At 69.9% G+C, this 24,465-nt stretch carries 16 protein-coding genes and 2 pseudogenes; 9 read left to right on the forward strand and 9 right to left on the reverse strand.

All coding sequences use genetic code 11. The features are described 5' to 3' along the window. Positions 1-11: 11 nt before the first annotated feature. From AB0D08_RS22045 to AB0D08_RS22055, 3 genes are all read right to left on the reverse strand, one after another. Positions 12-680, reverse strand: a complete 669-nt coding sequence (locus AB0D08_RS22045; protein ID WP_359890876.1) for an L-ribulose-5-phosphate 4-epimerase — start codon at positions 678-680, stop codon at positions 12-14. Continuing rightward, on the reverse strand, positions 677-2,374 hold the full coding sequence (locus AB0D08_RS22050) for a ribulokinase (protein WP_359890879.1): 1,698 nt from the start codon (positions 2,372-2,374) through the stop codon (positions 677-679). Before AB0D08_RS22050 ends, AB0D08_RS22045 begins: the two co-directional genes overlap by 4 nt. A 334-nt stretch (positions 2,375-2,708) precedes the next feature. Beyond that, positions 2,709-3,740, reverse strand: a complete 1,032-nt coding sequence (locus AB0D08_RS22055) for a LacI family DNA-binding transcriptional regulator (RefSeq protein WP_359890882.1) — start codon at positions 3,738-3,740, stop codon at positions 2,709-2,711. A 731-nt stretch (positions 3,741-4,471) separates the two neighbouring features. Here AB0D08_RS22055 and chvE point away from each other — a divergent pair. The 3 genes from chvE to mmsB all read left to right on the forward strand — a co-directional run bounded on the left by chvE (position 4,472) and on the right by mmsB (position 8,469). Further along, the gene (gene chvE, locus AB0D08_RS22060) at positions 4,472-5,566 is read left to right on the forward strand and encodes a multiple monosaccharide ABC transporter substrate-binding protein (RefSeq protein WP_359890884.1); all 1,095 of its coding nucleotides are present in this window, start codon (positions 4,472-4,474) and stop codon (positions 5,564-5,566) included. 116 nt (positions 5,567-5,682) lie between these two features. After that, positions 5,683-7,230, forward strand: coding sequence for a multiple monosaccharide ABC transporter ATP-binding protein (gene mmsA, locus AB0D08_RS22065; RefSeq protein ID WP_359890887.1), 1,548 nt, complete (start codon positions 5,683-5,685; stop codon positions 7,228-7,230). 3 nt (positions 7,231-7,233) lie between these two features. Next, positions 7,234-8,469 (forward strand): multiple monosaccharide ABC transporter permease, encoded by a 1,236-nt coding sequence (gene mmsB, locus AB0D08_RS22070; RefSeq protein WP_359890889.1) that lies wholly within the window; start codon positions 7,234-7,236, stop codon positions 8,467-8,469. Positions 8,470-8,553: 84 nt separating this feature from the next. Here mmsB and AB0D08_RS22075 read toward each other — a convergent pair. Then, positions 8,554-8,920, reverse strand: a pseudogene (locus AB0D08_RS22075) (DUF1304 domain-containing protein). Between the two features lie 206 nt (positions 8,921-9,126). On the opposite strand from AB0D08_RS22075, the gene AB0D08_RS22080 reads away from it, so the two are divergent. The 3 genes from AB0D08_RS22080 to AB0D08_RS22090 all read left to right on the forward strand — a co-directional run bounded on the left by AB0D08_RS22080 (position 9,127) and on the right by AB0D08_RS22090 (position 11,545). Next, positions 9,127-10,098, forward strand: coding sequence for an expansin EXLX1 family cellulose-binding protein (locus AB0D08_RS22080; RefSeq protein WP_359890892.1), 972 nt, complete (start codon positions 9,127-9,129; stop codon positions 10,096-10,098). 131 nt (positions 10,099-10,229) lie between these two features. Then, complete coding sequence (locus AB0D08_RS22085; protein ID WP_359890894.1) at positions 10,230-10,763, forward strand: SigE family RNA polymerase sigma factor; 534 nt, start codon at positions 10,230-10,232, stop codon at positions 10,761-10,763. After that, positions 10,760-11,545, forward strand: coding sequence for a hypothetical protein (locus AB0D08_RS22090; protein ID WP_359890897.1), 786 nt, complete (start codon positions 10,760-10,762; stop codon positions 11,543-11,545). Before AB0D08_RS22085 ends, AB0D08_RS22090 begins: the two co-directional genes overlap by 4 nt. 292 nt (positions 11,546-11,837) lie before the next feature. Here the strand turns inward: AB0D08_RS22090 and AB0D08_RS22095 are convergent, their stop codons facing one another. Beyond that, on the reverse strand, positions 11,838-13,943 hold the full coding sequence (locus AB0D08_RS22095; RefSeq protein ID WP_359890900.1) for an alpha-L-fucosidase: 2,106 nt from the start codon (positions 13,941-13,943) through the stop codon (positions 11,838-11,840). A gap of 38 nt (positions 13,944-13,981) precedes the next feature. On the opposite strand from AB0D08_RS22095, the gene AB0D08_RS22100 reads away from it, so the two are divergent. Next, the gene (locus AB0D08_RS22100) at positions 13,982-14,233 is read left to right on the forward strand and encodes a hypothetical protein (protein WP_359890903.1); all 252 of its coding nucleotides are present in this window, start codon (positions 13,982-13,984) and stop codon (positions 14,231-14,233) included. 86 nt (positions 14,234-14,319) lie between these two features. On the opposite strand, the gene AB0D08_RS22105 is transcribed toward AB0D08_RS22100, so the two are convergent. After that, positions 14,320-15,684: an RICIN domain-containing protein gene (locus tag AB0D08_RS22105; protein WP_359890905.1), complete on the reverse strand. Its 1,365-nt coding sequence runs from the start codon at positions 15,682-15,684 to the stop codon at positions 14,320-14,322. A 577-nt stretch (positions 15,685-16,261) separates the two neighbouring features. Beyond that, on the reverse strand, positions 16,262-16,735 hold the full coding sequence (locus AB0D08_RS22110; protein ID WP_359890908.1) for a hypothetical protein: 474 nt from the start codon (positions 16,733-16,735) through the stop codon (positions 16,262-16,264). Positions 16,736-17,123: 388 nt separating this feature from the next. Between AB0D08_RS22110 and AB0D08_RS22115 the strand changes: the two genes are divergently transcribed. Both AB0D08_RS22115 and AB0D08_RS22120 read left to right on the forward strand, forming a co-directional pair. Continuing rightward, positions 17,124-19,847, forward strand: a complete 2,724-nt coding sequence (locus AB0D08_RS22115) for a beta-L-arabinofuranosidase domain-containing protein (protein ID WP_359890911.1) — start codon at positions 17,124-17,126, stop codon at positions 19,845-19,847. A gap of 306 nt (positions 19,848-20,153) precedes the next feature. Then, positions 20,154-21,572, forward strand: coding sequence for a non-reducing end alpha-L-arabinofuranosidase family hydrolase (locus AB0D08_RS22120; RefSeq protein ID WP_359890914.1), 1,419 nt, complete (start codon positions 20,154-20,156; stop codon positions 21,570-21,572). A 195-nt stretch (positions 21,573-21,767) separates the two neighbouring features. Here the strand turns inward: AB0D08_RS22120 and AB0D08_RS22125 are convergent. Continuing rightward, positions 21,768-23,274 (reverse strand): annotated as a pseudogene (locus tag AB0D08_RS22125) (ISL3 family transposase). A gap of 212 nt (positions 23,275-23,486) precedes the next feature. Continuing rightward, positions 23,487-24,341 (reverse strand): hypothetical protein, encoded by an 855-nt coding sequence (locus tag AB0D08_RS22130; RefSeq protein ID WP_359890917.1) that lies wholly within the window; start codon positions 24,339-24,341, stop codon positions 23,487-23,489. Positions 24,342-24,465: the final 124 nt, after the last annotated feature.

Here is a 24,465-nt window from a genome sequence, read left to right on the forward strand (position 1 = left end):
GGGGTGGCTCCTCACCGGGCCTGGGGCTGGCCGTAGACGTTCTGGTAGCGGAAGTTGAGACTGTCGATGTCCGTCTGCGCGATCGGCAGGGGCTCGCCGAGCTGGCGGGAGAGGTGGACGGTGCGGGCGACGTCCTCGCACATCACGGCGGCCTTGACGGCCGCCTTGGCGTCCTTGCCGATGGTGAAGACGCCGTGGTTCTGCATCAGGACGGCGGGCGAGCGGTGGCTCTGGAGGGTGTCCACGATGCCCCGGCCGATCGAGTCGTCGCCGATCAGGGCGAAGGGGCCGACAGGGATCTCGGCGCCGAACTCGTCGGCCATCGCGGTGAGGACGCAGGGGACGGCCTCGCCGCGGGCGGCCCAGGCGCAGGCGTAGGTGGAGTGGGTGTGGACCACCCCGCCGACCTCGGGGAGGTGGCGGTAGACGTAGGCGTGCGCGGCGGTGTCGGAGGACGGTGCGTGGCCGCCTTCGACGACGTTGCCGTCCAGATCGCAGACGATCATGTTCTGCGGCGTGAGCTCCTCGTAGGAGACGCCGCTGGGCTTGATGACCAGCAGGTCCGCGCCGGGGACGCGGGCGGAGACGTTGCCGGCGGTCCAGACCACCAGGTTGTAGCGGACCAGTTCCTGGTGCAGGTCGCTGACCTGGCGGCGGACGGCGTCGATGGTCGGATTCACAAGGCCTCGTTCGGTGTGGTGAGGGCGGCGTTCCGGATGTCGCGCAGGCGGTGCAGGAGCTTGTCGGCCCCGAGACCGAAGTGGTCGTGCAGGGCGCGGTACTCGGCGAAGAGCCGGTCGTACACGTCGGCGGCGGCCGGGTCCGGCCGGTAGGCGCCCCTCTGCACCCGGCCCATGGCGTCGGCCGCGGTCCGTACGTCCGGGTACGCCCCGGCGGCGACCGCGGCATGGATCGCCGAGCCGAGCGCGGGACCCTGCTCCGACTCGGCCACCGAGACCGGCCGACGCAGCACGTCGGCGTAGATCTGCATCAGCAGGGCGTTCTTCTTGAGGCCGCCGGTGACGATGAACTCGGCCACCGGGACCCCGCCTCGTTCCAAGGCCTCGACGATGACCCGGGTGCCGAAGGCGGTGGCCTCCAGCAGGGCCCGGTAGATCTCCTCGGGGCGGGTGGCGAGGGTGAGTCCGACGATCACGCCGGACAGGTGGTGGTCGACCAGGGTGGAGCGGTTGCCGTTCATCCAGTCGAGCGCCACCAGGCCGTGGGCGCCGACGGGTTGGGCGGCGGCCTTGCGGCTGAGCAGCCGGTGCAGGTCCTCGCCGTCGGCCTCGGCCTCGGCCAGGTAGTCGGCGGGCACGCCCTGGCGCAGCCACCAGGCGAAGATGTCGCCGACGGCGCTCTGGCCGGCCTCGTAGCCGTAGGAGCCGGCGACGATGCCGTTCTCGACCACGCCGCAGATGCCGGGGACCTCGGCGAGGGACGCGCCGTTGACGACGTGACAGGTGGACGTGCCCATGATGGCGAGGAGCCGGCCGTTGTCGACGGCGCGGGCGGCCGGGGCGGCGACGTGGGCGTCGACGTTACCGGCGGCGACCGCGATGCCCTCGTGCAGGCCGGTCCACTGCGCCGCCCGTGCGGTGAGGGAACCGACCCGGGAGCCGAGCGGAGAGAGCGGGTGCTCCAGTCGGGTGCGGGCGAAGTCCGCGAAGTCCGGGTGGAGCGCGGCGAGGTAGTCCTCGCTCGGGTAACTCCCGTCTTGGTGGATGCCCTTGTAGCCGGCTGTGCAGGCGTTGCGGCTCTCGGCGCCGGTCAGCTGCCAGACGATCCAGTCGGCGGCCTCGATCCAGCGGGCGGTCGCGGCGTAGACGGCCGGGTCCTCCTCCAGGACCTGGAGCGCCTTGGCGTACTGCCACTCGGCGGAGATCCGGCCACCGTAGCGGGAGATCCACTTCTCGCCCCGGGCGTGGGCCAGGGCGTTGATCCGGTCGGCCTGGCCCTGGGCGGCGTGGTGCTTCCAGAGCTTGGGCCAGGCATGCGGGCGGGTCGCCCACGCGGACGTCTCGGCGAGCGGGGTGCCGTCGGCGAGTACCGGCAGGACGGTGCAGGCCGTGAAGTCGGTGGCGATCCCGATGACGTGCGCCGGGTCGACCCCGGCGGCGGCGAGTGCGGCCGGGACGGCGGTGTGCAGCACCTCGCGCCAGTCACCGGGGTGCTGCAGCGCCCAGTCGGGCGGGAGCGGCCGGCCGGCGCCGGGCAGTTCGCGCTCGATGACGGCGTGCGGGTAGTCGTGGACGGCGGCTCCCACCTCCTCGCCGTCCCGCACCCGGACGACCACGGCGCGGCCGGAGAGAGTGCCGAAGTCGATTCCGACCACGTAGCGGTCCGGATCTGGAACGGCGGGATTGACGGTCACGTGTGCTCATCCTTCGTACGGGGGGAACGGCGTTGGCGCCGTGAGCAACTGTTGTCGCCTGTCGCCGGTGCGGTCCATGACCGGGGCGGGGGGGGGAGCGCACCGGCGACAGGCGCCGTTCCGCTACCTCTCCCTCATAAAGGGCGGAACGCGGGGCCACCGGCCGAGCACTCAGAAGCGGGATGTCAGTGCTCGGCCGGTGGAGCTGGAGGCGCCTGTTAACGCTCACAGGAATTGTGAACGCTAACAAAATCCGTGTCAAGAGAAGTTCCCTGGTCGGCAGCTACGTGCGGAACGAGAGAAACGGGGGCGTTACAGCGAACCTGTCAGCGCTTCAACGCCGGGCAGCGGGGCCCACACTGCGGCGCAGCACCAGCTCCGGGGAGATCTGCACATGGGCCGGAGAGGGCGTGGTGCCCTCCAGCTCCTCGACGAGCAGTTCCAGGGCCCGCCTGCCGAGTTCGCCGAAGTCCTGCCGCACGGTGGTCAGCGGCGGGATGAAGTAGGCGGCCTCCGGGATGTCGTCGAAGCCGACCACGCTGATCTCCGCCGGGACCGACCGGCCGGCCTCGTTCAGGGCGCGCAGCAGGCCGAGGGCCATGTGATCGTTGGCGCAGAAGACGGCGGTGACATCGGACAGTTCGGCGATCCGCAGCCCCGCCTGGTAGCCCGAGCGGGCACTCCAGTCGCCACGCTCCACGTCCGGCACGGGGGCTCCCGCCGCCTGCAGCGTGAGGCGCCACCCTTCCTCTCGGTCCTGGCTCTCCAGCCAGTTGGCCGGTCCCGCCACGTGGTGCACGGTGCGGTGGCCCAGGTCGAGCAGGTGCCCGGTGGCCTCTCCGGCACCGAAGCGGTTGCCCACCGACACCATCGGCACCTGCGTCTGCTTGCCCGATCCGACCGCGACGACCGGCACCGAGCTGGAGAGCCGGGCCACCGCGCTGACGGCGGAGGTCTGCGGCGCGATCACCACGACGCCCTCCACCCCCTGATGGCGCAGCCGGTCGACGGCCTCCTGGACCGATCGGCCGTCCAGCGAGTGCAGGCTGGTCACGCTGACGAAGTACCCGGCGCTGCGTGCGGCCTGCTCGATTCCGTCCAGCATCGAGGCGGGCCCGTAGAGCGTCGAGTCGAAGCTGACGACGCCAAGGGTCTGCGAGCGACGGGTGACCAGGGCGCGGGCGGCGGAGTTGGGCCGGTAGTCCAGCTCCCGGATGGCCGCCAGCACCCGGTCCCGGGTGTCCGGCCGGACGTGCGGGGCACCGTTGAGCACCCGGGACACCGTCTGGTGGGACACACCCGCCAGTTTCGCCACGTCCGCCATCACGGGCTGGCGCTGTTCCGTCCCGGCACTCTCGGTTCCCACTCGCAGTCCCCTCCTCGGCTGTTACCACAGTACGCGACCGGGTCCACCCCGATCCGTCACCCTCGGTCCATCGGGCGGCTCTCTTCTTACCAGCCGCGCGGGCCGCCCACGTGTGGCCCGCGGAGGGTGGGCGTTCACGGCTTCACCCCAACCGCAGCGCCCGATCGGGCGCGGCGAGGCGGACGGGATCCAGGCACCCGGACGCCTTCCCGGTGCGCGGTCGAGTCACACATCCGACCGTCCGGGCCGAGGAACCGCCGCCATCGTCGGGCGCCGTCCCGGGGCGCCACCCGGAACGCGAGCCGGGCCGGGGCTCCGTCCTGGGAGCCCGGGCCCAGGTCACCACCTTGGTGGTGACCTGGCCCTAGCCATCACGGGCCGACCGACTGCGTGCCCGGCGGGTGGGCGATGATGTCCTGACCCTGCACGAGGAGCGGCAGCTCACCGACAATTCACCGAACCCTCACTCTTCGAACTCCGGTGGGACCGCCCGCTCCAGTGGAGCGCGTCCAGCCCGGACCTGGCGGCGGCGCACCGCGATCCAACGGTGATCCCATGCCCCTTGACGCCACCGTTGTGAGCGTTAACACTTCATTTCACGCCAGGCCAGAGCCATTGCCACCCCGACGTTCCACAGCGCGAGGGACCGCTCCGGCCGGCCCCGCTCGACCGCTCCCAGTCGCCCAGCAGGGGCGCCCTGTGCCCGGTCGCGGAACATCACTGGAGGAACTGTGCGGAAGATTTCGGCGGGTCTGGTCGCCGCGGGCCTGGTGCTCTCGCTGGCGGCCTGCGGCCAGAGCGCCAACGGTGCCGGTGACGCCCCCGCCAAGGGCGACGCCAAGGGGGGCCTGGTCGGCATCGCGATGCCGACCAAGTCGTCGGAACGCTGGATCAACGACGGCAACAACATGGTCAAGGAGTTCCAGGCCAAGGGCTACAAGACCGACCTGCAGTACGGCGACAACGTGGTGGAGAACCAGGTCTCCCAGGTCGAGAACATGATCACCAAGGGTGCCAAGCTGCTGGTGATCGCCGCCATCGACGGCTCCTCCCTCACCAACGTGCTGCAGAAAGCCGCCGACGCCCACATCCCGGTGATCTCCTACGACCGGCTGATCCGCGGCACGGCGAACGTCGACTACTACGCGACCTTCGACAACACGAAGGTCGGTGTCCTCCAGGGCAGCTACATCGTCGACAAGCTCGGCCTCAAGGACGGCAAGGGGCCGTTCAACATCGAGCTGTTCGCCGGTTCGCCGGACGACAACAACGCCACCTTCTTCTTCAACGGCGCGATGAGCGTCCTCAAGCCGTACATCGACCAGAAGAAGCTGGTCGTGCAGAGCGGCCAGACCGACTTCAACCAGGTCGCAACGCTGCGCTGGGACGGCGGTGTCGCCCAGTCCCGGATGGACAACCTGCTGAGCAAGGCCTACACCTCCGCCCACGTCGACGCCGTGCTCTCGCCGTACGACGGCATCTCGATCGGTATCCTGTCCTCCCTCAAGGGCGTCGGCTACGGCACCGCCAAGTCGCTGCCCGTCGTCACGGGCCAGGACGGCGAGCTGGCCTCGGTGAAGTCGATCATCGCGGGCGAGCAGACCCAGACCGTCTACAAGGACACCCGCCAGCTAGCCAAGGCCGCCGTCCAGATGGGCGACGCACTGCTGACCGGCGGAAAGCCCGAGGTCAACGACACCAGCCAGTACAACAACGGCGTGAAGACCGTCCCGGCCCAGCTGCTCCAGCCGGTCAGTGTCGACAAGGACAACTACCAGAAGGTCCTGGTCGACAGCGGTCAGTACACCGCGGACCAGCTCAAGTAGCCCGCGGGGCCCGGCCGAACGGGCCCCACCGAAACCGGCGGTGCGGGACCCGGGCTCCCCGGGGCCCGGGCCCTCCTCCCCCACCGCACCGCCCCGAACGATACGGACGCATACCCATGGCTGGACCCGTTCTCGAGATGCGGTCGATCAGCAAGTCGTTCCCCGGCGTCAAGGCGCTCTCCGAGGTCAACCTCAGCGTCGCCGCCGGCGAGGTGCACGCCATCTGCGGCGAGAACGGCGCTGGCAAGTCCACCCTGATGAAGGTGCTCAGCGGCGTCTACCCGCACGGCGCCTACGAGGGCGAGATCCTCTTCGAGGGCGAGCCCTGCCGGTTCAGGGACATCCGGGCCAGCGAGCAGCGCGGCATCGTCATCATCCACCAGGAACTGGCGCTGGTGCCGTACCTCTCCATCGCCGAGAACGTCTTCCTCGGCAACGAGCACGCCTCCCGCGGCATCATCAGCTGGCACCGGACGCTCACCCACGCCGCCGAACTGCTCCGCCAGGTCGGCCTCGACGAGAGCCCGCACACCCGGATCGCCGACCTCGGCGTGGGCAAGCAGCAGCTGGTCGAGATCGCCAAGGCGCTGGCCAAGAAGGTCAAGCTGCTCATCCTGGACGAGCCGACCGCGGCGCTGAACGACGAGGACAGCCGCAAGCTGCTCGACCTGATCCTCGAACTCAAGGCGCAGGGCATCTCCTGCATCATCATCTCGCACAAGCTGAACGAGATCGCCCGGGTCGCGGACGCCGTGACCATCCTGCGCGACGGGCAGACCATCGAGACCATCGCGATCGGCCCCGGGGGCATCTCCGAAGACCGGATCATCCGCGGCATGGTCGGCCGCGACCTGGAGCACCGCTACCCCGAGCGCACCCCCGACATCGGCGAGGTCGCCTTCGAGGTCGAGGATTGGAGCGTCCGACACCCGATCGACCAGCAGCGCATGGTGGTGGACGGCGCCTCGCTGAAGGTGCGGCGCGGTGAGATCGTCGGCATCGCCGGCCTGATGGGCGCCGGCCGTACCGAGCTGGCGATGAGCGTCTTCGGCCGCTCGTACGGGCGGTGGGCCGCCGGCCGGGTGCGGCTGCACGGCCGGGAGATCCGCACCCGGACGGTGCCCGAGGCGATCGGGCACGGCATCGCGTACGTCACCGAGGACCGCAAGCAGCTCGGCCTCAATCTCATCGACGACATCAGCCGGAACATCTCGCTGAGCGCGCTCGGCAAGGTCGCCCGGCACGGCCGGGTCGACCGGCACGAGGAGGCCAAGGTCGCCGAGTCCTTCCGGCGCACCATGAACATCAAGGCCCCGACGGTGTTCACCCGGACCGGCACGCTCAGCGGCGGCAACCAGCAGAAGGTCGTCCTCAGCAAGTGGATCTTCGCCGAGCCGGAGGTGCTGATCCTCGACGAGCCCACCCGCGGCATCGACATCGGCGCGAAGGCGGAGATCTACACGGTTATCGCCGAGTTGGCCGCCCAGGGCAAGGCCGTGCTCGTCATTTCGTCCGAACTCCCCGAACTCCTGGGCCTGTGCGACCGGATCTACACCATGGCCGAAGGCCGGATCACCGGCGAGGTGGCCCGTGCCGACGCCACCCAGGAATCCCTCATGCGGCTCATGACCATGAGCGCCGCATCCAGCAACGAGCAGGTGTGAGGCATGGCCCAGACCGAGATCATCCCGGATTCGTCCCCGAAGGCACCGCAGGCCGGCCCCGGCCCCTCGCTCGGCGGCGTGCTGGCCCGCGCGCTGCGCGGCAACGTGCGCCAGTACGGCATGCTGCTCGCCCTCGCGCTGATCGTGCTGCTGTTCCAGGTCTGGACGGACGGCATCCTGCTCCAGCCGCTCAACATCACCAACCTGATCCAGCAGAACGGCTACATCCTCATTCTGGCGATCGGGATGATGATCGTCATCATCGCCGGGCACATCGACCTCTCGGTCGGCTCGCTGGCCGCCTTCGTGGGGGCCGCCGCCGCGGTGATGATGGTCAAGCACCACCTGCCGTGGCCCGTGGCGGTGCTGGCCGCGCTGGTGATCGGCGCCCTCGCCGGCGCCTGGCAGGGCTTCTGGATCGCCTACCTGGGGATCCCGTCCTTCATCGTCACCCTGGCGGGCATGCTGCTGTTCCGTGGCGGCACCCAGATCCTGCTCCAGGGCCAGTCGGTGGCGCCGTTCCCCAAGGGCTTCCAGAGCATCAGCAGCGGCTTCCTCCCCGAAGTCGGACCGCGCACCAACTACCACAACCTCACCCTGCTGCTGGGCCTCGCGGTGCTGGCCGTCGCGATCCTGCAGGAGGTGCGCGGCCGGCGGCAGACCGTCTCGTACGGGCTGGATCCGCTCCCCCTCGCGCTGTTCCTGGCCAAGCTCGCCGTGATCACCGCGGCCGTGGTCGTCTTCACCCTGCTGCTGGCCAGCTACCACGGCGTGCCGATCGTGCTGCTGATCCTCGGCGCGCTGCTGGTCGGCTTCGGCTACCTGATGCGCAACTCCATCATCGGGCGGCACACCTACGCCATCGGCGGCAACGAGCCGGCGGCCAAGCTGTCCGGGGTGAAGAGCAAGCGGGTCGTCTTCCTCGCCTTCACCAACATGGGCGTCCTCGCGGCGCTGGCCGGGCTGGTCTTCGCCGCACGCCTCAACGCCGGCACCCCGCAGGCCGGCATCAACTTCGAGCTGGAGGCCATCGCCGCCGCGTTCATCGGCGGCGCCTCGGCCAGCGGCGGCGTGGGCACCGTCCTCGGCGCGATCATCGGCGGCCTGGTGCTCGGCGTGCTGAACAACGGCATGTCACTGGTCGGCGTCGGCACCGACTACCAGCAGGTCATCAAGGGCCTGGTACTGCTCGCGGCCGTCGGCTTCGACGTCTACAACAAACGCCGGGCCGGTTCCTGACCCCGGAACCACCCCGAACGCCCTCGCCCTCGGCCGTCCTCCATCGGACGGCCGAGGGCGACATGCGTTCGCTCCCCGGCGGACTCAACGGGCCAGAAGCACCAAGGCGAGTACGCAAGGGCGGGCACGGTCTGCACGAAGAGGATCTTGCGGGAGGACGCCACGGCGCCGAACAGGCCGGCGGCGGCGACGCAGGACGCGAAGAAGACCCGCGCCGGGAACCCGACCGGGTCGGAGGCGAGAGCGCCCCAGAGGAGACCCGCCGCCAGGAAGCCGTTGTACAGGCCCTGGTTGGCGGCCATCGCCTTGGTCGAGACCGCGAACTCCTCGGACGTGCCGAAGGAGGCCCGGCCCGGGCCCGAGGAGTGGTCCACAGGAACATCTCCAGGACCAGGATGTAGACGTGCAGGAGGGCGAGAACGACGACCGCGATCACGGCAACTGTGGACATTCCGGGCATGTTACGCCGCAGCCGGGGCCCCGACCGGCCGTGGCGTGACCTGCCGTGACCAGGTGAACCGGGCATTTGTTCAGGCCCGTGCCCGATCGTCAAGGCCGGGCGTGGGCCACGAGAATCTTCGACTGGGCGGCAACCTTTTCGCTCCCCGGCGCCCACTGCGCAGTGCAACGTCGAGTCGATCTACCGAATGGATGGGAATGAGGGCAACGAAGCACGCCGCCCCGCAGTCGAACCGCGGGCGTGGGCTGGTCATGGGCATTCCGTTGGCGCTGGCGGCGGTCGGTGTGCTGGTGTGCCTGGCCTTCGCACTCCTGCCGGGCCGCGGGGGTGCCGCCGACTCCGCGGCGGCCACCGAGTCGAGCGCTCCGCCCTCCTCCGGCGTCCCGACCGGTTCCACGCCCTCGGCGGCGGCGCCGTCGGTGACCAGCCCCGCGCCCGCGGCCAGTCCCACGCCGCGGCCGTCGGCCACCACGGCCACCCCCGTCTCGGCCGCCCCGTCACCGTCGGCCGCCACCAGCGGTACCGGCGCCGCACCGGCCGCGGCGTCGCCGGCCGGGCGGATCAAGCCCGGGACGAGCTACCAGGGCGTCGCGACCTCCTACGACGCCGCCGACGGCAACGGCGCCTGCTCGTTCGGTCCGTCCGGCGATCTCATGATCGCGGCGATGAACCACACCGACTACGAGTCGTCCAAGGCGTGCGGGGCGTCGGTGCTCGTCCGCGCCGCCAACGGGGCCAGCATCACGGTGCGGATCGTCAACGAGTGCCCCTTGCCCTGCGCGCCCGGGCAGCTCGACCTCAGCCACGAGGCCTTCGCCAAGCTCGCCGAACTCTCGGTGGGCCGCCTACCGATCACCTGGACGGTGCTGAGCCCCGGCACGGCGCCGGACACGATGTCGATCCGGTACAAGAGCGGGTCCAGCCAGTGGTGGTGCGGGATCCAGGTAATCGGCCACCGGAACCCGGTGGCGGCACTGGAGGTCAGGACTGCCACCGGCTGGCGGCAGCTCGCCCGCACCGACTACAACTACTTCCTCTCCCCCGACGGTAGCGGGTGCGGCGGGCCGATCAGGGTCACCGACGTCTACGGGGAGCAACTGACCGTCGACGGGATCGCGGTGAAGCCGGACGTCGTCCAGCCGACCCGAGTCCAGTTCGCCCGGCATTGACCGCGCCGCTCGCCCGCCGGCCGGCGGTGGTCCCCCGCCGGGGCGACCACCGCCCCGGCCTGGAGACGGGCACTGCTAGGCTAACGCCTGTTGTTAGCGCTCACATTGCAGGGAGAGGGCGACCGGGGGAAATGCTCCTCGATGCCGCATCCGCGGAGTTCCACGACTTCTTCGAACGCCACTACGCCGAACTCGCCCGTCTCGCCCACCTCCTGACCGGCGAGACGGACGCGGCCGACGACCTCGCCGCAGACGCCCTGCTCGCCCTGTGGCAGCGCTGGGACCGGCTCCGCACCGCCGACCACCCGCTCGCCTACGCGCGAGGGGTGGTCGCCAACATGGCCCGGGCCCGGATTCGCAGCGCGGTCCGCGAGCGGCGCCGGGTCCTGCTGTTCTGGTCCCGCGCCCCGGAAAGAACGGACGGCCCGGACATGGCTGCCGTGCTGGACGTCCGTTCGGCGCTCGCCCGGCTGCCGTTCCGCAAGCGGGCGTGCGTGGTGCTGCGCCACGCCTTCGACCTGTCGGAGAAGGACACCGCCGCGGCCCTGGGCGTCTCGGTCGGTACGGTGAAGAGCCAGACCTCGAAGGGCATGGCCGAGCTGGAACGCGCACTCGGCGCACGAGCGGTCGGCGAACTGGCGACAGGAAGGAGGAACGAACGGTGAACGACCACATCACCCGACGGCTGCGCGAGGCCGCCGAAGCCCACCAGCCCGACCGCGCACGGATCCTGGCCCGCGTCGAACGCGGCGCGGCCGGCCCTCCCGCCCGCCACCGAACACCGCCGTTCGCGAGGTCGTGGCCCAAGGCCTCCCTCGCAGGCCTCGCCGTCGCCGGCATCCTGGCGACCGGCGGCCTCGCCGTCGCCGGCATCGTCCGGACGCCACCGCCGTCGGACACCGCCACCACCGCTCCGGCCGCCCCGTCTCCGACGGTCACCCCTTCGCCGATGCCATCGGCCGCCCCGGGCAGCGTCGCCGCGGCACCCGCGCCGGCCCCGGCCACCATCACACCGACCGGTCCGCGGCCGACCCCCTCGGCGAGCAGCCACCCCCAGGACGGATCGCTGTGGTCGGAGGGATCGGTCGACTCGCACAGCACGGTCTACTGGGCCCAGAACAATCTCGTCCTCAAGACCGCCCAGCCGCTCACCTCACTCACCGTCGAGCTGCGCATCGCCCAGACCGGCGGCGTACGGGACACCGGCAACTGGCGGACCCTGCCGAGCGAGGACTTCACCGTCACCGCTCAGGAGTCCGGCGGCGTGCTGGTCTACCGCTGGGTCCTGAAGCCGGGCCGCACGGTGCCGGCCGGACAACACGAGTTCGCCGGCCAGTTCAACCACGCCACCGGCACGCGCAGCGCCGCGAACGACAGCTACCGGGTCGAAGCCCAGTCGTCCAGCGGGCCCACCTCGGTCTGGGGAGGGTTCGGCCCGGCACGGTGAAGGCAGGCCAGCCTCCCCAAAGGCCGGAACCACTGGCCCTGGCCCCGCGGTACCCGCCGGTTTGCGCCCCGGACCCGCGATTCGCCGGGCGGTGGCCGGAGGCGCGGCAGGGGCCCGTCCCGAGCCCCCGTACTGACGTCACGGGGTGCCCGCTCGAACGAGCGGGCACCCCGCCCGGCGGCAGCAGCATCCTCGCCCCGCCATCCGGTCGGGGTGGGCGGATAGCACCCCGACGGCCGAACGGGCCGGGCGGGGCGGAGCCGTCGTTGTACTCCGAGGCCGGGAGAGCCGGTCACATGGGGATTCGTCGTCGACCACGCACCCTGTCCCGTGCTGCTGGTCTGGCCGGGACCGGCACCGCGACGATCCCGCCCCCACCCGAGCTTCCTCGCTGCCCCTGCGCCACCGCGCCCCCGTTCAGTGCCCGATGTCCGGGCCCAGGTAGGAGAGCCGGTACCGGCCGCCCGCCGACAGCCGGACCCGGAAGCGCCGCGCGTCGCCGGGGGGGTGCGGCGGCCGCGACCAGCCGGCCGTCGTGGTCGGTCAGGACGGGCCCGCCTTCGCGCGCGGGCAGGCGCAGGTCGACCGTCACGTCCCGGGCGGCCCGCAGTTCGGCCCCGGTCAGCAGGCCCCGGCGCCAGCTCAGGCCGACGGTGAGCCCGCCCCGGGCGCGCAGGCCGCGGACGTCACCGGAGGGCCAGGACGGGGGTAGGGCGGGCAGCAGCCGTAGGACACTGTTGTGGCTCTGGAGCAGTGCCTCGGCGATGGCGGCGGTGATGCCGAAGTTGCCGTCGATCTGGAAGAGCTGCAGGGGGTGCAGGTCGAGAAGGTTGGGGGCGCTCGACGGCCTGCCCGGCGAGGGCGCCGTCGCCTGGACCTGGCTGGTGCCGGTCATCGCGGTGAGGTCGGCCAACCTGGTCCAGCCGGCGTTGTCGGTGGAGCCCTCGATCTTGTACCGGTAATTGGTCTTGTCCAGCTCCCAGGCGATCCGGGTGCCGGTCAGGGAGCGGGTCGAGCCGAGGTCGACGTTCAGCCAGTGGCCGGTACTGCCGTCGTTCGCGCACCAGCGGGTGGCGGTGGCCCCGTCGATCGCCTTGGCCGCGGTGTTGCCCTTGGAGCTCTCCTCGCTGTCGGCGGTCGCGGTCCTGCCGGCGGCGATGTCGGCCGGCTGCACGCTCCGGTCCAGGACGACGCCGACGACGCTGTCCTGACGGTGGGTGGTGCGGTCGATGCCGGTGACCCGGCCGTCCGCGCTGACGCTGTAGGAGAGGTTGCCGCCGGACCGTACGTCGAACACGCGGGTGACCTGTGCGTCGCCGACCGCCGGGGTGGTGAACGAGGTGCCGTTGTAGCCGGACAGCAGGTGGACGTAGAAGGTGCTGTCCTTGTACGTGAAGCCGTACTGGCCGTCGACCGGGTTCCACGGGCCGCCGCGGGTGCCGTAGACGGCCTGGCCGCACGCGGTCATGAAGGTGCCGATCTGCCGCAGCAGGTTGGCCTGGGCGTCGGGGACGGTGCCGTGCCGGTCCGGGCCGACGTTGACCATCACGGTCATGTTCCGCACCCAGCAGTTGACCAGGATGTCCATCGCGTTGCCGTAGCTCATGACAGGGGAGTTGGAGTAGCCCCACGGGCCGCCGACGCTGAAGACCTTCTCGACGAGCCTGCCCGTGCGGATCGAGCCGCTCGGGACCCCTGGGCCCTCGTCGCTGTCGTAGTCACCCTTCCAGCTGGAGCGCGAGGTGGCGACGATGTCGGGCTGGTGCTTGCGGACCATGCCCATCAGGCCCAGCGGCTTGCCACTGGTGTCGGTCTCGCCGTACGTGGCGTCCACCTGCCACTGGTTGGCGCTGTCGCGGTACTGGCCGGGTTCCCAGAAGAACGCGCCGGACGCGTCGGTGCCCTGCTCCGCGATCCAGCCGCCGTCCCACCACAGGTCGTCGATCACACTGTACTGGGTGACCAGCTCCTTGACCGACTGGTACACCTCGGTCTTCGTGATCCGCGCGTTCTCCCTGTGCGCGGGATCGGTGGTGTAACCCCAGGGGTTGGTCGCGCAGTTGGTGCCGGTCACGTCGTAGTAGCCGGGGTAGCGCCAGTCGATCGGCGAGTAGTACAGGCCCACCCTCAGACCGGCCGCCCGCACCGCCGCGACGTAGTCCTTGACGAAGTCACGGTTGAGCGGTGCCTGCCCGGAGTGCCAGGCGTTGGGGTGGTTCAACGGCCACAGCGCGAAGCCGTCGTGGTGGCGGGTGGTGAGCGTCGCGTACTTCGCCCCGAAGTCCTTCGCCGGCTGGGCCCAGGCCGCCGGGTTGTAGGCATCGGCGGTGAACTGCTGGCTGGTCGCGTCGGTGACGTACTTCTGGTAGTTCGCCGGGGTGATCGCGGCATTGTGCATGTACCACTCGCCGTTGGCCGGGCCCGCGTACGGCCCCAGTGGATGAACATGCCCAGCTTGGCGTCCATCAGCCACTGGATCTTGGAGTCCGGCTGCTGTTCGAGGCCCAGGTCGGTCTGCGGATACGCAGGGGAGGCAGCGGCAGCGGGTCGGCGGACGCCGCCGCGTACGCGGGCGTCGTCATGGCGGCGGAGCCGACCGTGGCGGCAACCGTCATGGCCGCCATGCCGGCGAGAACCGACCTGCGCGAGATGAAATCCGGCACCGCAAGTCCTTCTGTTCGACCTTGAACGATGGTGTTGAGGCCGTCGGCGTCTGTGGCCCGGCGAGGTGACGACGGGCCCGGTCGCGGGGCGGGCCCGTTGCTGTCAGCCGGTCAGGACAGGGTCCAGTTCTCGCTGGCAGCACTCGCACTGCCGGCGTTCTCCTGGTCCACGGCCACTCCCTGTGTGGTCGAGCCGCCGGTGCCAAGGGTCAGGCCGCTGCCGATGCCGACCAGCACGTACCTGCCGCCGGTGAGGCTGCCGGTGAGGTCCAGTGCCCACTGCTGGTTGGTGCCGCCGTTGCAGGTCCACTGCTGCGCCTGCACGCCGGTGGTGGCCGAGTAGCCGGGGACGTCCAGGCACAGTCCACTGTTGACGCTGGTCAGGGTGTAGATGTTGTCCGCCACCTTGGTGAGCGTCCATTTCTGGTTGGCACCGCCGGTCTGCGGCCATTGGATGACCCCGCCTCCGTTGGAGGTGGAGGCACCGGACACATCCAGCAGCATCGAACTGGCCGCGTTGGTAGGGGTGTAGGTGCCGGCGGCGGGGATTCCACCGCCAGCCGACCAGGTGCCCGCGGACGTGTCGAGGGACCAGGTGGGGTACTGGCCGAGGTTCACAGTCGTCCCCCTGATGGTCAGCGGGAGCCAGATCAGCTTGGAGTTGCCCAGGTCGCGGGTGTTCCAGCGGTCACCGGCGTAGATGTACGTGGTGCCCGAGGAGCCCTGGACGGTAATGATGTTGGCCGTCTGGCTGTCGTACGTGTTGGTGCCGGGGGCGGCCAGGCCCCGCCAGGGCGACCACGGTCCGCTCGGGGACGTGGCGGTGGCGTACACGTTGTCGTTGGTGTACCAGCCCGACAGATGCGACCCCAACAGGTAGTAGGCGCCGCCCACCTTCACCATGGCTGGTGACTCGATGCTGCCGCCGCCCAGGAGCGCGACCGAGCTGTCCGCCGAGAGGTAGTCGGCGGAGAGCCTGTCGATCCGCAGGCCGCCGCTGCTGCGGTCCTCGGTCAGCAGGTAGCCGGTGCCGTCGGTCTCCTGGAACAGACCCAGGTCACGGCTGACGTTGCCCAGCGGCCGGAAGCTGCCCCGGTAGGTGTACGGGCCGCAGGGGGTGCTGCTGGTGGCCACGCCGGCCTTCGCGTCGGAGTAGTCGGCGTTGTCGATGTGCACGTACATCACGTACGTGCTGGTCGACGCGTTGTAGATGACCTTCGGCCGCTCGACGATCCGATTCGGCCCCAGATCGCCGCTGCTCTGCTTGGCCAGTGCCATGCCCATGTAGGTCCAGGTGCCGAGGTCGCCGGAGGTGTAGCAGGGGATGTCCTGGAACGAGGTGTTCGCCGACGTCTCGCCGGTCTTGTCCTCGCCGAAGCCGTACCAGGTGCTCCCCGCCTTGACGATGCCCAGCCCGTGCAACTGGAGTGCGTTCCCGTTCTGGTCGGTGCGGGTGGCTCCCAGCGTGAATGCCACGGGGGCCGCCTGCGCTTGTGCGGCTGGAATCAGCACCGCCGCGAAAGCACCGAGCAGGGCGAGCAGCCCGGCGAGCGCGGTTCGCCACCGGCTGATCGGCCGGCTGTCGCGCGAAGGACTGGGGGACAAGGTTTCACCTCTCCTATGAGGACGTGTTTCAGCGCGGCACGCTCACGACCTGTTGCCGGCAGACGTGGGGGGCGCGGAGTGGGCCGGAAGTGCGGGCGCACCGGCCGGGCCGCTGCTGTGGCGAAGCACGCGGGGAGCCGCACAGCTGTTCAGGACTTGAACAGGTAGTCCGGGAGCTGGATTGCGCTGCGGTTCCGGGTGCTCCAGGCGGACGGAGTGGAGGAAGGGGCGCGCTGCTGGCCTTGTGGGCAGAAGCCGAGCAATAGGGGAACGGAACCGACCAGAACCGATCGAGATCAAACACCCTGCCTCGAGCAAACCGCCGAGCCCGCGGTCATGTCAAGCCTCTCGTACGGAGGTTGATCCGATGAATCTCTCGCCTCTTGTGAGGTTTGGCGAATTGCCGTCAGGGCGCGGAGGGGCCGTCGAGATCGGGGAAGTGGGCCTTTCAACGGAGTGGCCTGCAGTATTTTCTGGTGGTGCAAGAACTCGCTCGGCGAGGTGGCCGGACGAGAGACATCGGATATATCGCCGTCACTTCTCTTGGCGCGTCACTCCACGGCCGCGATACATGTACGGCCGTGGCGGGTCGGCGGGAGGTGAAGACCCGCCCGTCCCAGGCGCCGAGCCGGACTCGGGCGCCCTGGTCGAGCGCTCTGCCGTCCAGCGCGTCGTCCAGGCCCTCGGGTGTCCGGACCTCGGCCGGTTGCCAGCTCCAGTTGTGCACCACGTGGACCCAGCGCCCGTCGGGGGCGGTGCCGGTGGTGCCGGTGGCGGACCCCGGCAGGTCGTGCCGGCCACCGACGGCGACCGGCGCCAGCCAGGCGGCCGGGTCCCGGGCGAGGTCGCGGCCGAGCACGGTGCCGACGCAGGTCACCCGGCCCGCGCCGGTCTCGACCGCTCCCCCAGTCGCGATGTCCACGGTGGCACCGGCTTCACCGGTGACCCCGCCGTCTCGTAGGGCCCCGAGAGGAGCAGAGCAGGAGCGCACAGGGCGGTGGACGGCTTTGCCGGCACTGCCGTCGAAAGTATTGACACCCTAATTGTGAGCGTTAACACTCTTGCAACAAGCGGGCGTCGCACCAAGACCCCGGGGCGGCGACGCACGCCCACGCGAAGGACTACGGCTCCACCGTCGGCAGCTGCTCCGACGGCAGGACCGGTACCTGGAGGTCCACCCGACCACGTCGAACTCGGCAAGCTGTAGCGCCACCCCTGCGGTAGCCGGTTGGAGCCGAACAGCCCTTGTGCGCGGATCCCTTGGCCGCTGTACTCCCCGATTTCTTCTCTTACGCACCATGGAGTTCGCCATGCCGGCTCACGCCTTCAACCGCCGTGCCATGTTCAAGGCGACCGGCGTCGCGGCCGTGGCCGCGGCTGCCGGCCCCGTCCTCAGCCCCGGGTCCGCTGCGGCGGAGACGCCCCCGGCCAGGTCCGACGTCGGAGTGTCGACGGTGCCGTTCGAGCTGGGTCAGGTCCGGCTCACCAGCAGCCGATGGCTCGACAACCAGAACCGAACCCTGGCGTACCTCCGCTTCGTCGACGTCGACCGCCTGCTGTACAACTTCCGCGCCAACCACCGGCTCTCCACCAACGCCGCTGCCGCGAACGGGGGTTGGGACGACCCGGGATTCCCCTTCCGTACCCACGTGCAGGGCCACTTCCTCTCGGCGTGGGCCCAGGCCGCCGCCGCGCTCGGGGACACCACCTGCCGCGACAAGGCCAACCAGATGGTGGCCGAACTCGCCAAGTGCCAGGCCAACAATGCCGCCGCGGGCTTCTCCGCCGGCTACCTCTCGGGCTTCCCCGAGGCCGACTTCGCCAACCTTGAAGCGGGCAAGCTGAGCAACGGCAACGTCCCGTACTACTGCGTCCACAAGACCATGGCCGGTCTGCTCGACGTATGGCGCCTGCTGGGCAACACCCAGGCCCGCGACGTGCTCCTCGCGCTCGCCGGCTGGGTCGACCGCCGCACCGCCGCGCTCAGCTACGGCACGATGCAGTCGATGCTGGGCACCGAGTTCGGCGGCATGAACGAGGTGCTGGCCGAGCTCTACCAGCAGACCGGTGACGCCCGTTGGCTCACCACCGCACAGCGGTTCGACCACGCCGCGGTCTTCGACCCGCTCGCCGCAAACCTGGACCAGCTGGGCGGCATACACGCCAACACGCAGGTGCCCAAGTGGATCGGAGCCGTCCGCGAGTACAAGGCCACCGGGAGGACCCGCTACCGTGACATCGCCGCCAATGCCTGGGCGATCACCACCGGCTCGCACACCTACGCCATCGGCGGCAACAGCCAGGCGGAGCACTTCCGGGCGGCGAACGCCATCTCCGGCTACCTCACCGACGACACCTGCGAGCTCTGCAACTCTTACAACATGCTCAAGCTGACCCGGGAGCTGTGGCAGCTGAGCCCCGACCGGGCCTCGTACTTCGACTTCTACGAGAAGGCGCTGCTCAACCACATTATCGGCGCCCAGAATCCGGCCGACCCGCACGGCCACATCACGTACTTCAGCTCCCTCAACCCGGGCGGCCGCCGGGGCAAGGGCCCGGCCTGGGGCGGCGGCACTTGGAGCACCGACTACGGCACGTTCTGGTGCTGCCAGGGAACAGGCGTCGAGTCCAACACCAAGCTGATGGACTCCATCTACTTCCACGACGGCACCACCCTCACGGTGAACCTGTTCCTCCCGTCCGTCTTGGACTGGACCCAGCGGGGAATCACGGTCACCCAGACCACCGTGTACCCGGCCGAAGACACCACGACGGTCAAGGTCACCGGCAGCGTCGGCGGGACGTGGTCCATGCGCGTCCGCATCCCCGGCTGGACCTCGGGCGCCACGATCAGCGTCAACGGCGTCGCGCAGAGCGTCGCGGTCACCCCGGGCACGTACGCCACCCTCACCCGGTCCTGGGTCTCCGGTGACACCGTCACCGTGAAGCTCCCCATGCGGGTGGCCCTACAGGCCGCCAACGACAGCCCCGGTGTCGCGGCGGTCACCTACGGCCCCGCCGTCCTGGCCGGCAACTACGGCAGCACCGCGCTGTCCGCCCTCCCGGCCCTGGACGCCGCCACGATCACCCGGACCAGCAGCACCGCCCTCGCCTTCACGGCCACCGCCAACGGAGCGACGGTCAACCTCGTCCCGTTCCACGACGCCCAGGGCTTCAACTACACCGTCTACTGGCGGACCGACAGTTCGAGTTTCCGTCTGGTCAACGCGGCCAGCGGACTCGTCCTCGGCATCCAGAACATGTCCACCGCCGACGGCGGCCTCGCCCTGCAGTGGCCCGACACCGGCACCGCCGACCACAACTGGGCCCTCGTCGTCGACGGCACCGCACTGCGGCTGCGCAACGTCAACAGCGGCAAGGTCCTCGGCGTGAAGGACATGTCCACCGCCGACAACGCCCCGATCCTCCAGTGGGGCGACACCGGCACCGCCGACCACCGGTGGACCGTCGTCGACGCGGGCAACGGCTACCACAAGTTCCAGAACGTCCAAACCGGCAAGCTGCTCGGCATCGAAGGCGGCTCCACCGCCCAGGGAGCCGCAGCCGTACAGCTGCCCGACAGCGGCGCCGCCGCCGGCCAGTGGCAGTTCCTCCCCGTCGGTGCCAGGCGGATCCAGAACGTCGCCAGCGGACTCGTCCTCGGCATCCAGAACATGTCCACCGTCGACGGGGGCACCGCCCTGCAGTGGGGTGACAACGGCACCGCCGACCACCTCTGGACGGCCGTCCTCGACACCGGCGGCTACCTGCGCCTGCGCAACTCCAACAGCGACAAGGTCCTCGCCGTGGAGAACGGCGGCACCGCCAACGGCGCCCAGATCGTCCAGTGGGCCGACAACGGCGCGGCCGACCACCGCTGGCGCCTGCGCCACGGCGGCGGCGACGCCTTCAGGATCCAGTGCGCCAGCAGCGGCCGCGTCCTCGGTATCTCCGGCGGCTCCACCGCCCAGGGAGCCCAGGCCGTGCTCTGGGACGACCACGGCACCAGCGACCACCTGTGGCGGTTCATCTGATCCGGCGTCGGGTGCCGCGGCCGCCGCAGGGCGGTCGCGGCACCACCCAGGAAGCCGCTCCACCGCGTCTGTCACTGCGTCCGGCCTTCCGGGTCGGCGGGTGGAGCACTGGAACTTCAGGTGAGCTGAGCCGCGGGTGGGCACATTGCTCCGCCACATCCCCTCACCCCGCCGGGACCGCCACGAGCAGGAGGGGTGAAATACCCACCAGTACCGCAGCGCAACCTGACGAAGATCACGGCTGCCATGAATGTTAGCGATAACAAAGCCGTGTGACAGCTCCACCCATTCACACAGGAGATCCCTATGCGCACACCAAGTTCAAGCCGCAGGCCGCTGCCTGTGGTGCTCACCGCCATGGTTGCAGCCGTGGTGGCGTTGGCGGCGATGCTCGTCGCCAACCCGGCCCAGGCGGCCACCACCGGTGCCCTGCGCGGCGTGGGTTCCGGTCGGTGTCTCGATGTGCCGAACGCCAGCCAGACCGACGGCACGCTCATGCAGATCTGGGACTGCACGGGCGGGACCAACCAGCAGTGGACGCGGTCGGACAGCAACCAGCTGACCGTGTACGGCAACAAGTGCCTGGACGTCCCGGGCCACGCCACCACGGCCGGTACCCGGGTGGAGATCTGGGCCTGTAACGGCGGCGCGAACCAGCAGTGGCGGGTGAACACCGACGGCACGGTCGTCGGCGTGGAGTCCGGGCTGTGCCTGGACGTGTCGGGCGGCGCTACGGCCAACGGCACGGCGGTGCAGCTCTGGTCGTGCTCCGGCGGCAGCAACCAGAAGTGGACCGGCATGTCCGGGACGCCGACCACGTGTGCTCTCCCGTCGACCTACCGGTGGACCTCGAATGGTCCGCTGGCGCAGCCGGCGAACGGGTGGGTGGCCCTGAAGGACTTCACCACCGTGACGTACAGCGGCAAGCACCTGGTCTACGCGACCACCTCTGACGGATCGTCGTGGGGCACGATGGGGTTCAGTCCCTTCACGAACTGGTCGGACATGGCGACGGCCACCCAGACCGGGTTGCCCCAGTCCGCGGTGGCGCCCCAACTGTTCTACTTCGCGCCCAAGAACACCTGGGTGCTGGCCTCACTGGGGTGGGGTACCACCTGGCCCTTCACCTACCGCACGTCCAGCGACCCCACCAACCCCAACGGCTGGTCCGCGCCGCAGCCGCTGTTCACCGGCAGCCTCCCCACCGGCGGCGCGATCGACCCGACCCTGATCGCCGACGACCAGAACATGTACCTGTTCTTCGCCGGTGACAACGGCAGCATGTACCGGGCGAGCATGCCGATCGGGAACTTCCCGGGCAGCTTCGGCTCCTCCTACACCACGATCATGAGCGACACACCGGCCAACCTGTTCGAGGCGCCGCAGGTGTACAAGCTGCAGGGCCAGAACCAGTACCTGATGATCGTTGAGGCCCAGGGCGCGAACGGGCGCTTCTTCCGCTCGTTCACGGCCTCCAGCCTGAGCGGTTCGTGGACCCCGCAGGCCGCCACCGAGAGCAACCCCTTCGCGGGCAAGTCCAACAGCGGTGCCACCTGGACCAACGACATCAGCCACGGTGACCTGGTCCGCGACAACCCCGACCAGACCATGACCATCGACCCCTGCAACCTGCAGTTCCTCTACCAGGGCAGGTCCCCCAGCTCGGACGGACAGCCCTACGTGCAACTACCCTACCGGCCGGCCGTCCTTACCCTGCAGCGCTGACCTGCCCGATCCGCGGTGAACGCGATCGGGTGCGACCTACCGGGGCGTAGCCAAACGGGCTACGCCCCGGACAGCTCCACCCGCTGACCAATACTCACCGCTGTCACCCATCACCGACAGCAGCACCAACGGACCAGATTGGGTCTGTCCATTGAACGGCTCTGTCCCGTAATCGGTGGTAGCGCTGTGCAGTAATCACTGGAGGAGGATGCGGTGGCGGAGCAGGGGGAATCCGGCTCGGCCGTGCATCTGCCTCATGATCCGCTTGGTTCGTGTGTTGACGCCCTCGGTGCGGCCGTTGTGGAACGGGAGGGTGAGTCCGGCGTCGACGGCGGCCCGGTCGAGTTCCAGGCCGTTCGCGAAGGAGTGCAGGTGGGGCAGGTCGACGGAGCGAACTGATGTGATCCAGTCGGTGAGCTTGGCGTCGTTACCCTCGGCCGGCACCAGGTTGCGCGAACTCTCCGATGAGACGGGCGAGTTCGGTCATCTCGGAACAACTTTGGGTGAGCTCCCTCAGGAGGACGGTGTCCTTGTCCCGCAGGTTCTCGGGACGGGTGAGGAGGAGGCGGGTAAAGCGCCGCGGGGTGGTGACGGGCCTGTCACCATCGGCGCGGCCCTGGGTGATGTAGCGGACCAGGAGGTTCGCGCTCCCGGTGTAGCCGAGCTCCCTGATCTCGCGCAGGAGGTGGGTGACGGGTACCGCGGGGTCCTCAGCCCTGCGCCGGCGCAGGTGGTCACGGTAGGGATCGACCAGCGTGGGTTTGTAGCGGGGTGCGCGGCGGTCGGCGGTGGGCTCCTTCATGCGGGCGTACCGCTTGACAGTGTTCAGCGCGACGTCGAGGCGGCGGGCACATTCGAGCAGCCCGATGCCCTGGCCGAGCAGCTTGTGGACCCGGTGCCAGCGTTCGCGGGTGGTCTGCTCGCGTACGCCTCCGGGCCGGATTGGGTTCACGGCGGTGGCCCAGCAGGCGGCGTGGGAGCGAATCTCGGCCAGGACCTTGCCACACAGGTTGCTCCACAAGTGCCATCTGTCGCTGACCTGCACCGCTTCGGGGAGGGGCTGGCGGATCGCCTCGCCGTAGGAGCCGGAGCCGTCCCGGCAGACGTACTCGGCCCCGGGGTGCTCGCACAGCCACGCGACCAGAGTCTGGGTGGTGCGGTCGGGAAGCACGTCGATCCGCTCGCCGGTCTCGGCGTCGATGAGCACAGTGGCGTAACGCTGACGCCGGCGCAGGGCGAAGTCGTCGACCCCCAGCACGCGCGGGACGCGCAGCCGCGGCACCGACTGGCGCATGAGCACGCGCAGGGCGGTCGAGCGGGAGACCGTCGCAGCCAGGACACGGGAGAGGCGGGCGCCCGCCCGGCCCGCTAACTCCTCCACGATCTAACCGAGTTGGTCGGCGAGACGGCGCGTGCGCCGCTGGTAGCGTTCGATCAGGCCGGGGACCTGCTCACGGAACGTCTGGCGCGGGCAACCCAGAACCGGGCAGGTCAGGCGTCGGACTCGCACCGACACCACGACCCGCCGACCGTCCACCGGCACATCCGCGACCACTCGATGATGGAAGCCATGCACGTGCGGCGTCGGCTGCCCGCATGCTGGGCACGGCACAGGCTCGTCCTGGGTCCGGGCCGACACCCGGATGACCTCGCCCTCGTCCACCACGTCCTGGACGACCAGCGCCGACAGTCCCGAAAACACTATGCTCACAAGGTCGTTGGCATCTCGCACGTAACAACAACGACGACCGTCACCCTTCGTTACCACCGATTACGGGACAGAGCCGTTCTTTTTACAGACCCGGCCGTGGCAGCATCGGCGGCCGAAACGGCATCGGGCTCGGGGACAAAGCAGGCAGATGCCAGAGGGCAGAGATGAGGTGTCGGCACGGAGGGACCCGACCTCGGACTGGATCAGGTCCGCGAGATGGTGAGTCGCCCGCCCGGGCTGGCGTCTTGCGAGGCAGCTGGGTCCTGGAGGGGACGGGTCAAGCAGCGGTGCCGCACCAGGTCCGATCGCTCGGCCGGAGTCAGCCGCCTCGGTTTGCCGAGAATGTCCTGCTCCGAGTCGGGTTCCTCGTCGACGTTGAAGCGGAAGGCGGTATCGGTGAGGTAGTCGCGGCGGAAGTCGGTCTTCCACTGCGAGTTGTGGCCCCAGCCCAGCGACCCGTCGAACGTCTCCCGGTAACGGCGCATGAACACGTCGTGGAGCGGCGACCGGTCCGCGATGCCCGCGACCAGGTGCTGGGCGCCGGCACGCACCGTCACACCGGTGCGGCTGAACAGCATCTCCCCGAGCATCAGGCCCGGCCAGACCGTCCCGGTGATCTCAACCGGCGCCTCCGGGCGCTCGTGCTGCGCAACGTGGACGACCTCATGGAAGAACGGTTCGAATGCGACGTCGCCGATCGGGGCCATTCCGAGCCGGGAGAACGCAGCCAGGTACTGGTCCCGGGTGCCATGCGGCCAGCGCTCAGGCTCGTGGATCTCGTGCGCCCAGGGAATCCCGGAGCCCGGAGGCAGCCGCGGCTGGAACTTGTAGATCAGTGCGTCGCTGACGCGGCTGAGCGCATACAACGTCTCCAGAGGATCGCCGAACTCGTACTCGGTCCGTGTCCATCCCCCGAAGGCGGCCAGCGGCGCGAGGGCTTCCCGGACGGCACCGGCGTGCTCGTCCAGCCACGGATCCACTACGGTGAGGAAGACGTCCACACCCTGGTACTCCTCCACGGTGTGGAAGAGTCGGCGGACGCGCAGTGCGGGAATCACGCAGTGCAGCCTAGACAGCCTCGCCCACGCGGTCGACGGGGTTTCCCGTGAGGCGGCTCAGGATGCCTGGTCGGTCAGCGCGTACCGCACACCAACGCCAACAGCACCAGATCAAGTTCAGTGC

It is taken from the genome of Kitasatospora sp. NPDC048540 (assembly GCF_040651175.1).
Lineage (GTDB): Bacteria > Actinomycetota > Actinomycetes > Streptomycetales > Streptomycetaceae > Kitasatospora.

Excerpts from the sequence above, each read along its gene's own strand:
- mmsA (WP_359890887.1), top strand. The coding sequence starts at position 5,683 with ATGGCTGGACCCGTTCTCGAGATGCGGTCGATCAGCAAGTCGTTCCCC.
- mmsB (WP_359890889.1), top strand. The coding sequence starts at position 7,234 with ATGGCCCAGACCGAGATCATCCCGGATTCGTCCCCGAAGGCACCGCAG.
- AB0D08_RS22080 (WP_359890892.1), top strand. The coding sequence starts at position 9,127 with ATGAGGGCAACGAAGCACGCCGCCCCGCAGTCGAACCGCGGGCGTGGG.
- AB0D08_RS22085 (WP_359890894.1), top strand. The coding sequence starts at position 10,230 with ATGCTCCTCGATGCCGCATCCGCGGAGTTCCACGACTTCTTCGAACGC.
- AB0D08_RS22095 (WP_359890900.1), bottom strand. The coding sequence starts at position 13,943 with ATGCACAATGCCGCGATCACCCCGGCGAACTACCAGAAGTACGTCACC.
- AB0D08_RS22115 (WP_359890911.1), top strand. The coding sequence starts at position 17,124 with ATGCCGGCTCACGCCTTCAACCGCCGTGCCATGTTCAAGGCGACCGGC.
- AB0D08_RS22120 (WP_359890914.1), top strand. The coding sequence starts at position 20,154 with ATGCGCACACCAAGTTCAAGCCGCAGGCCGCTGCCTGTGGTGCTCACC.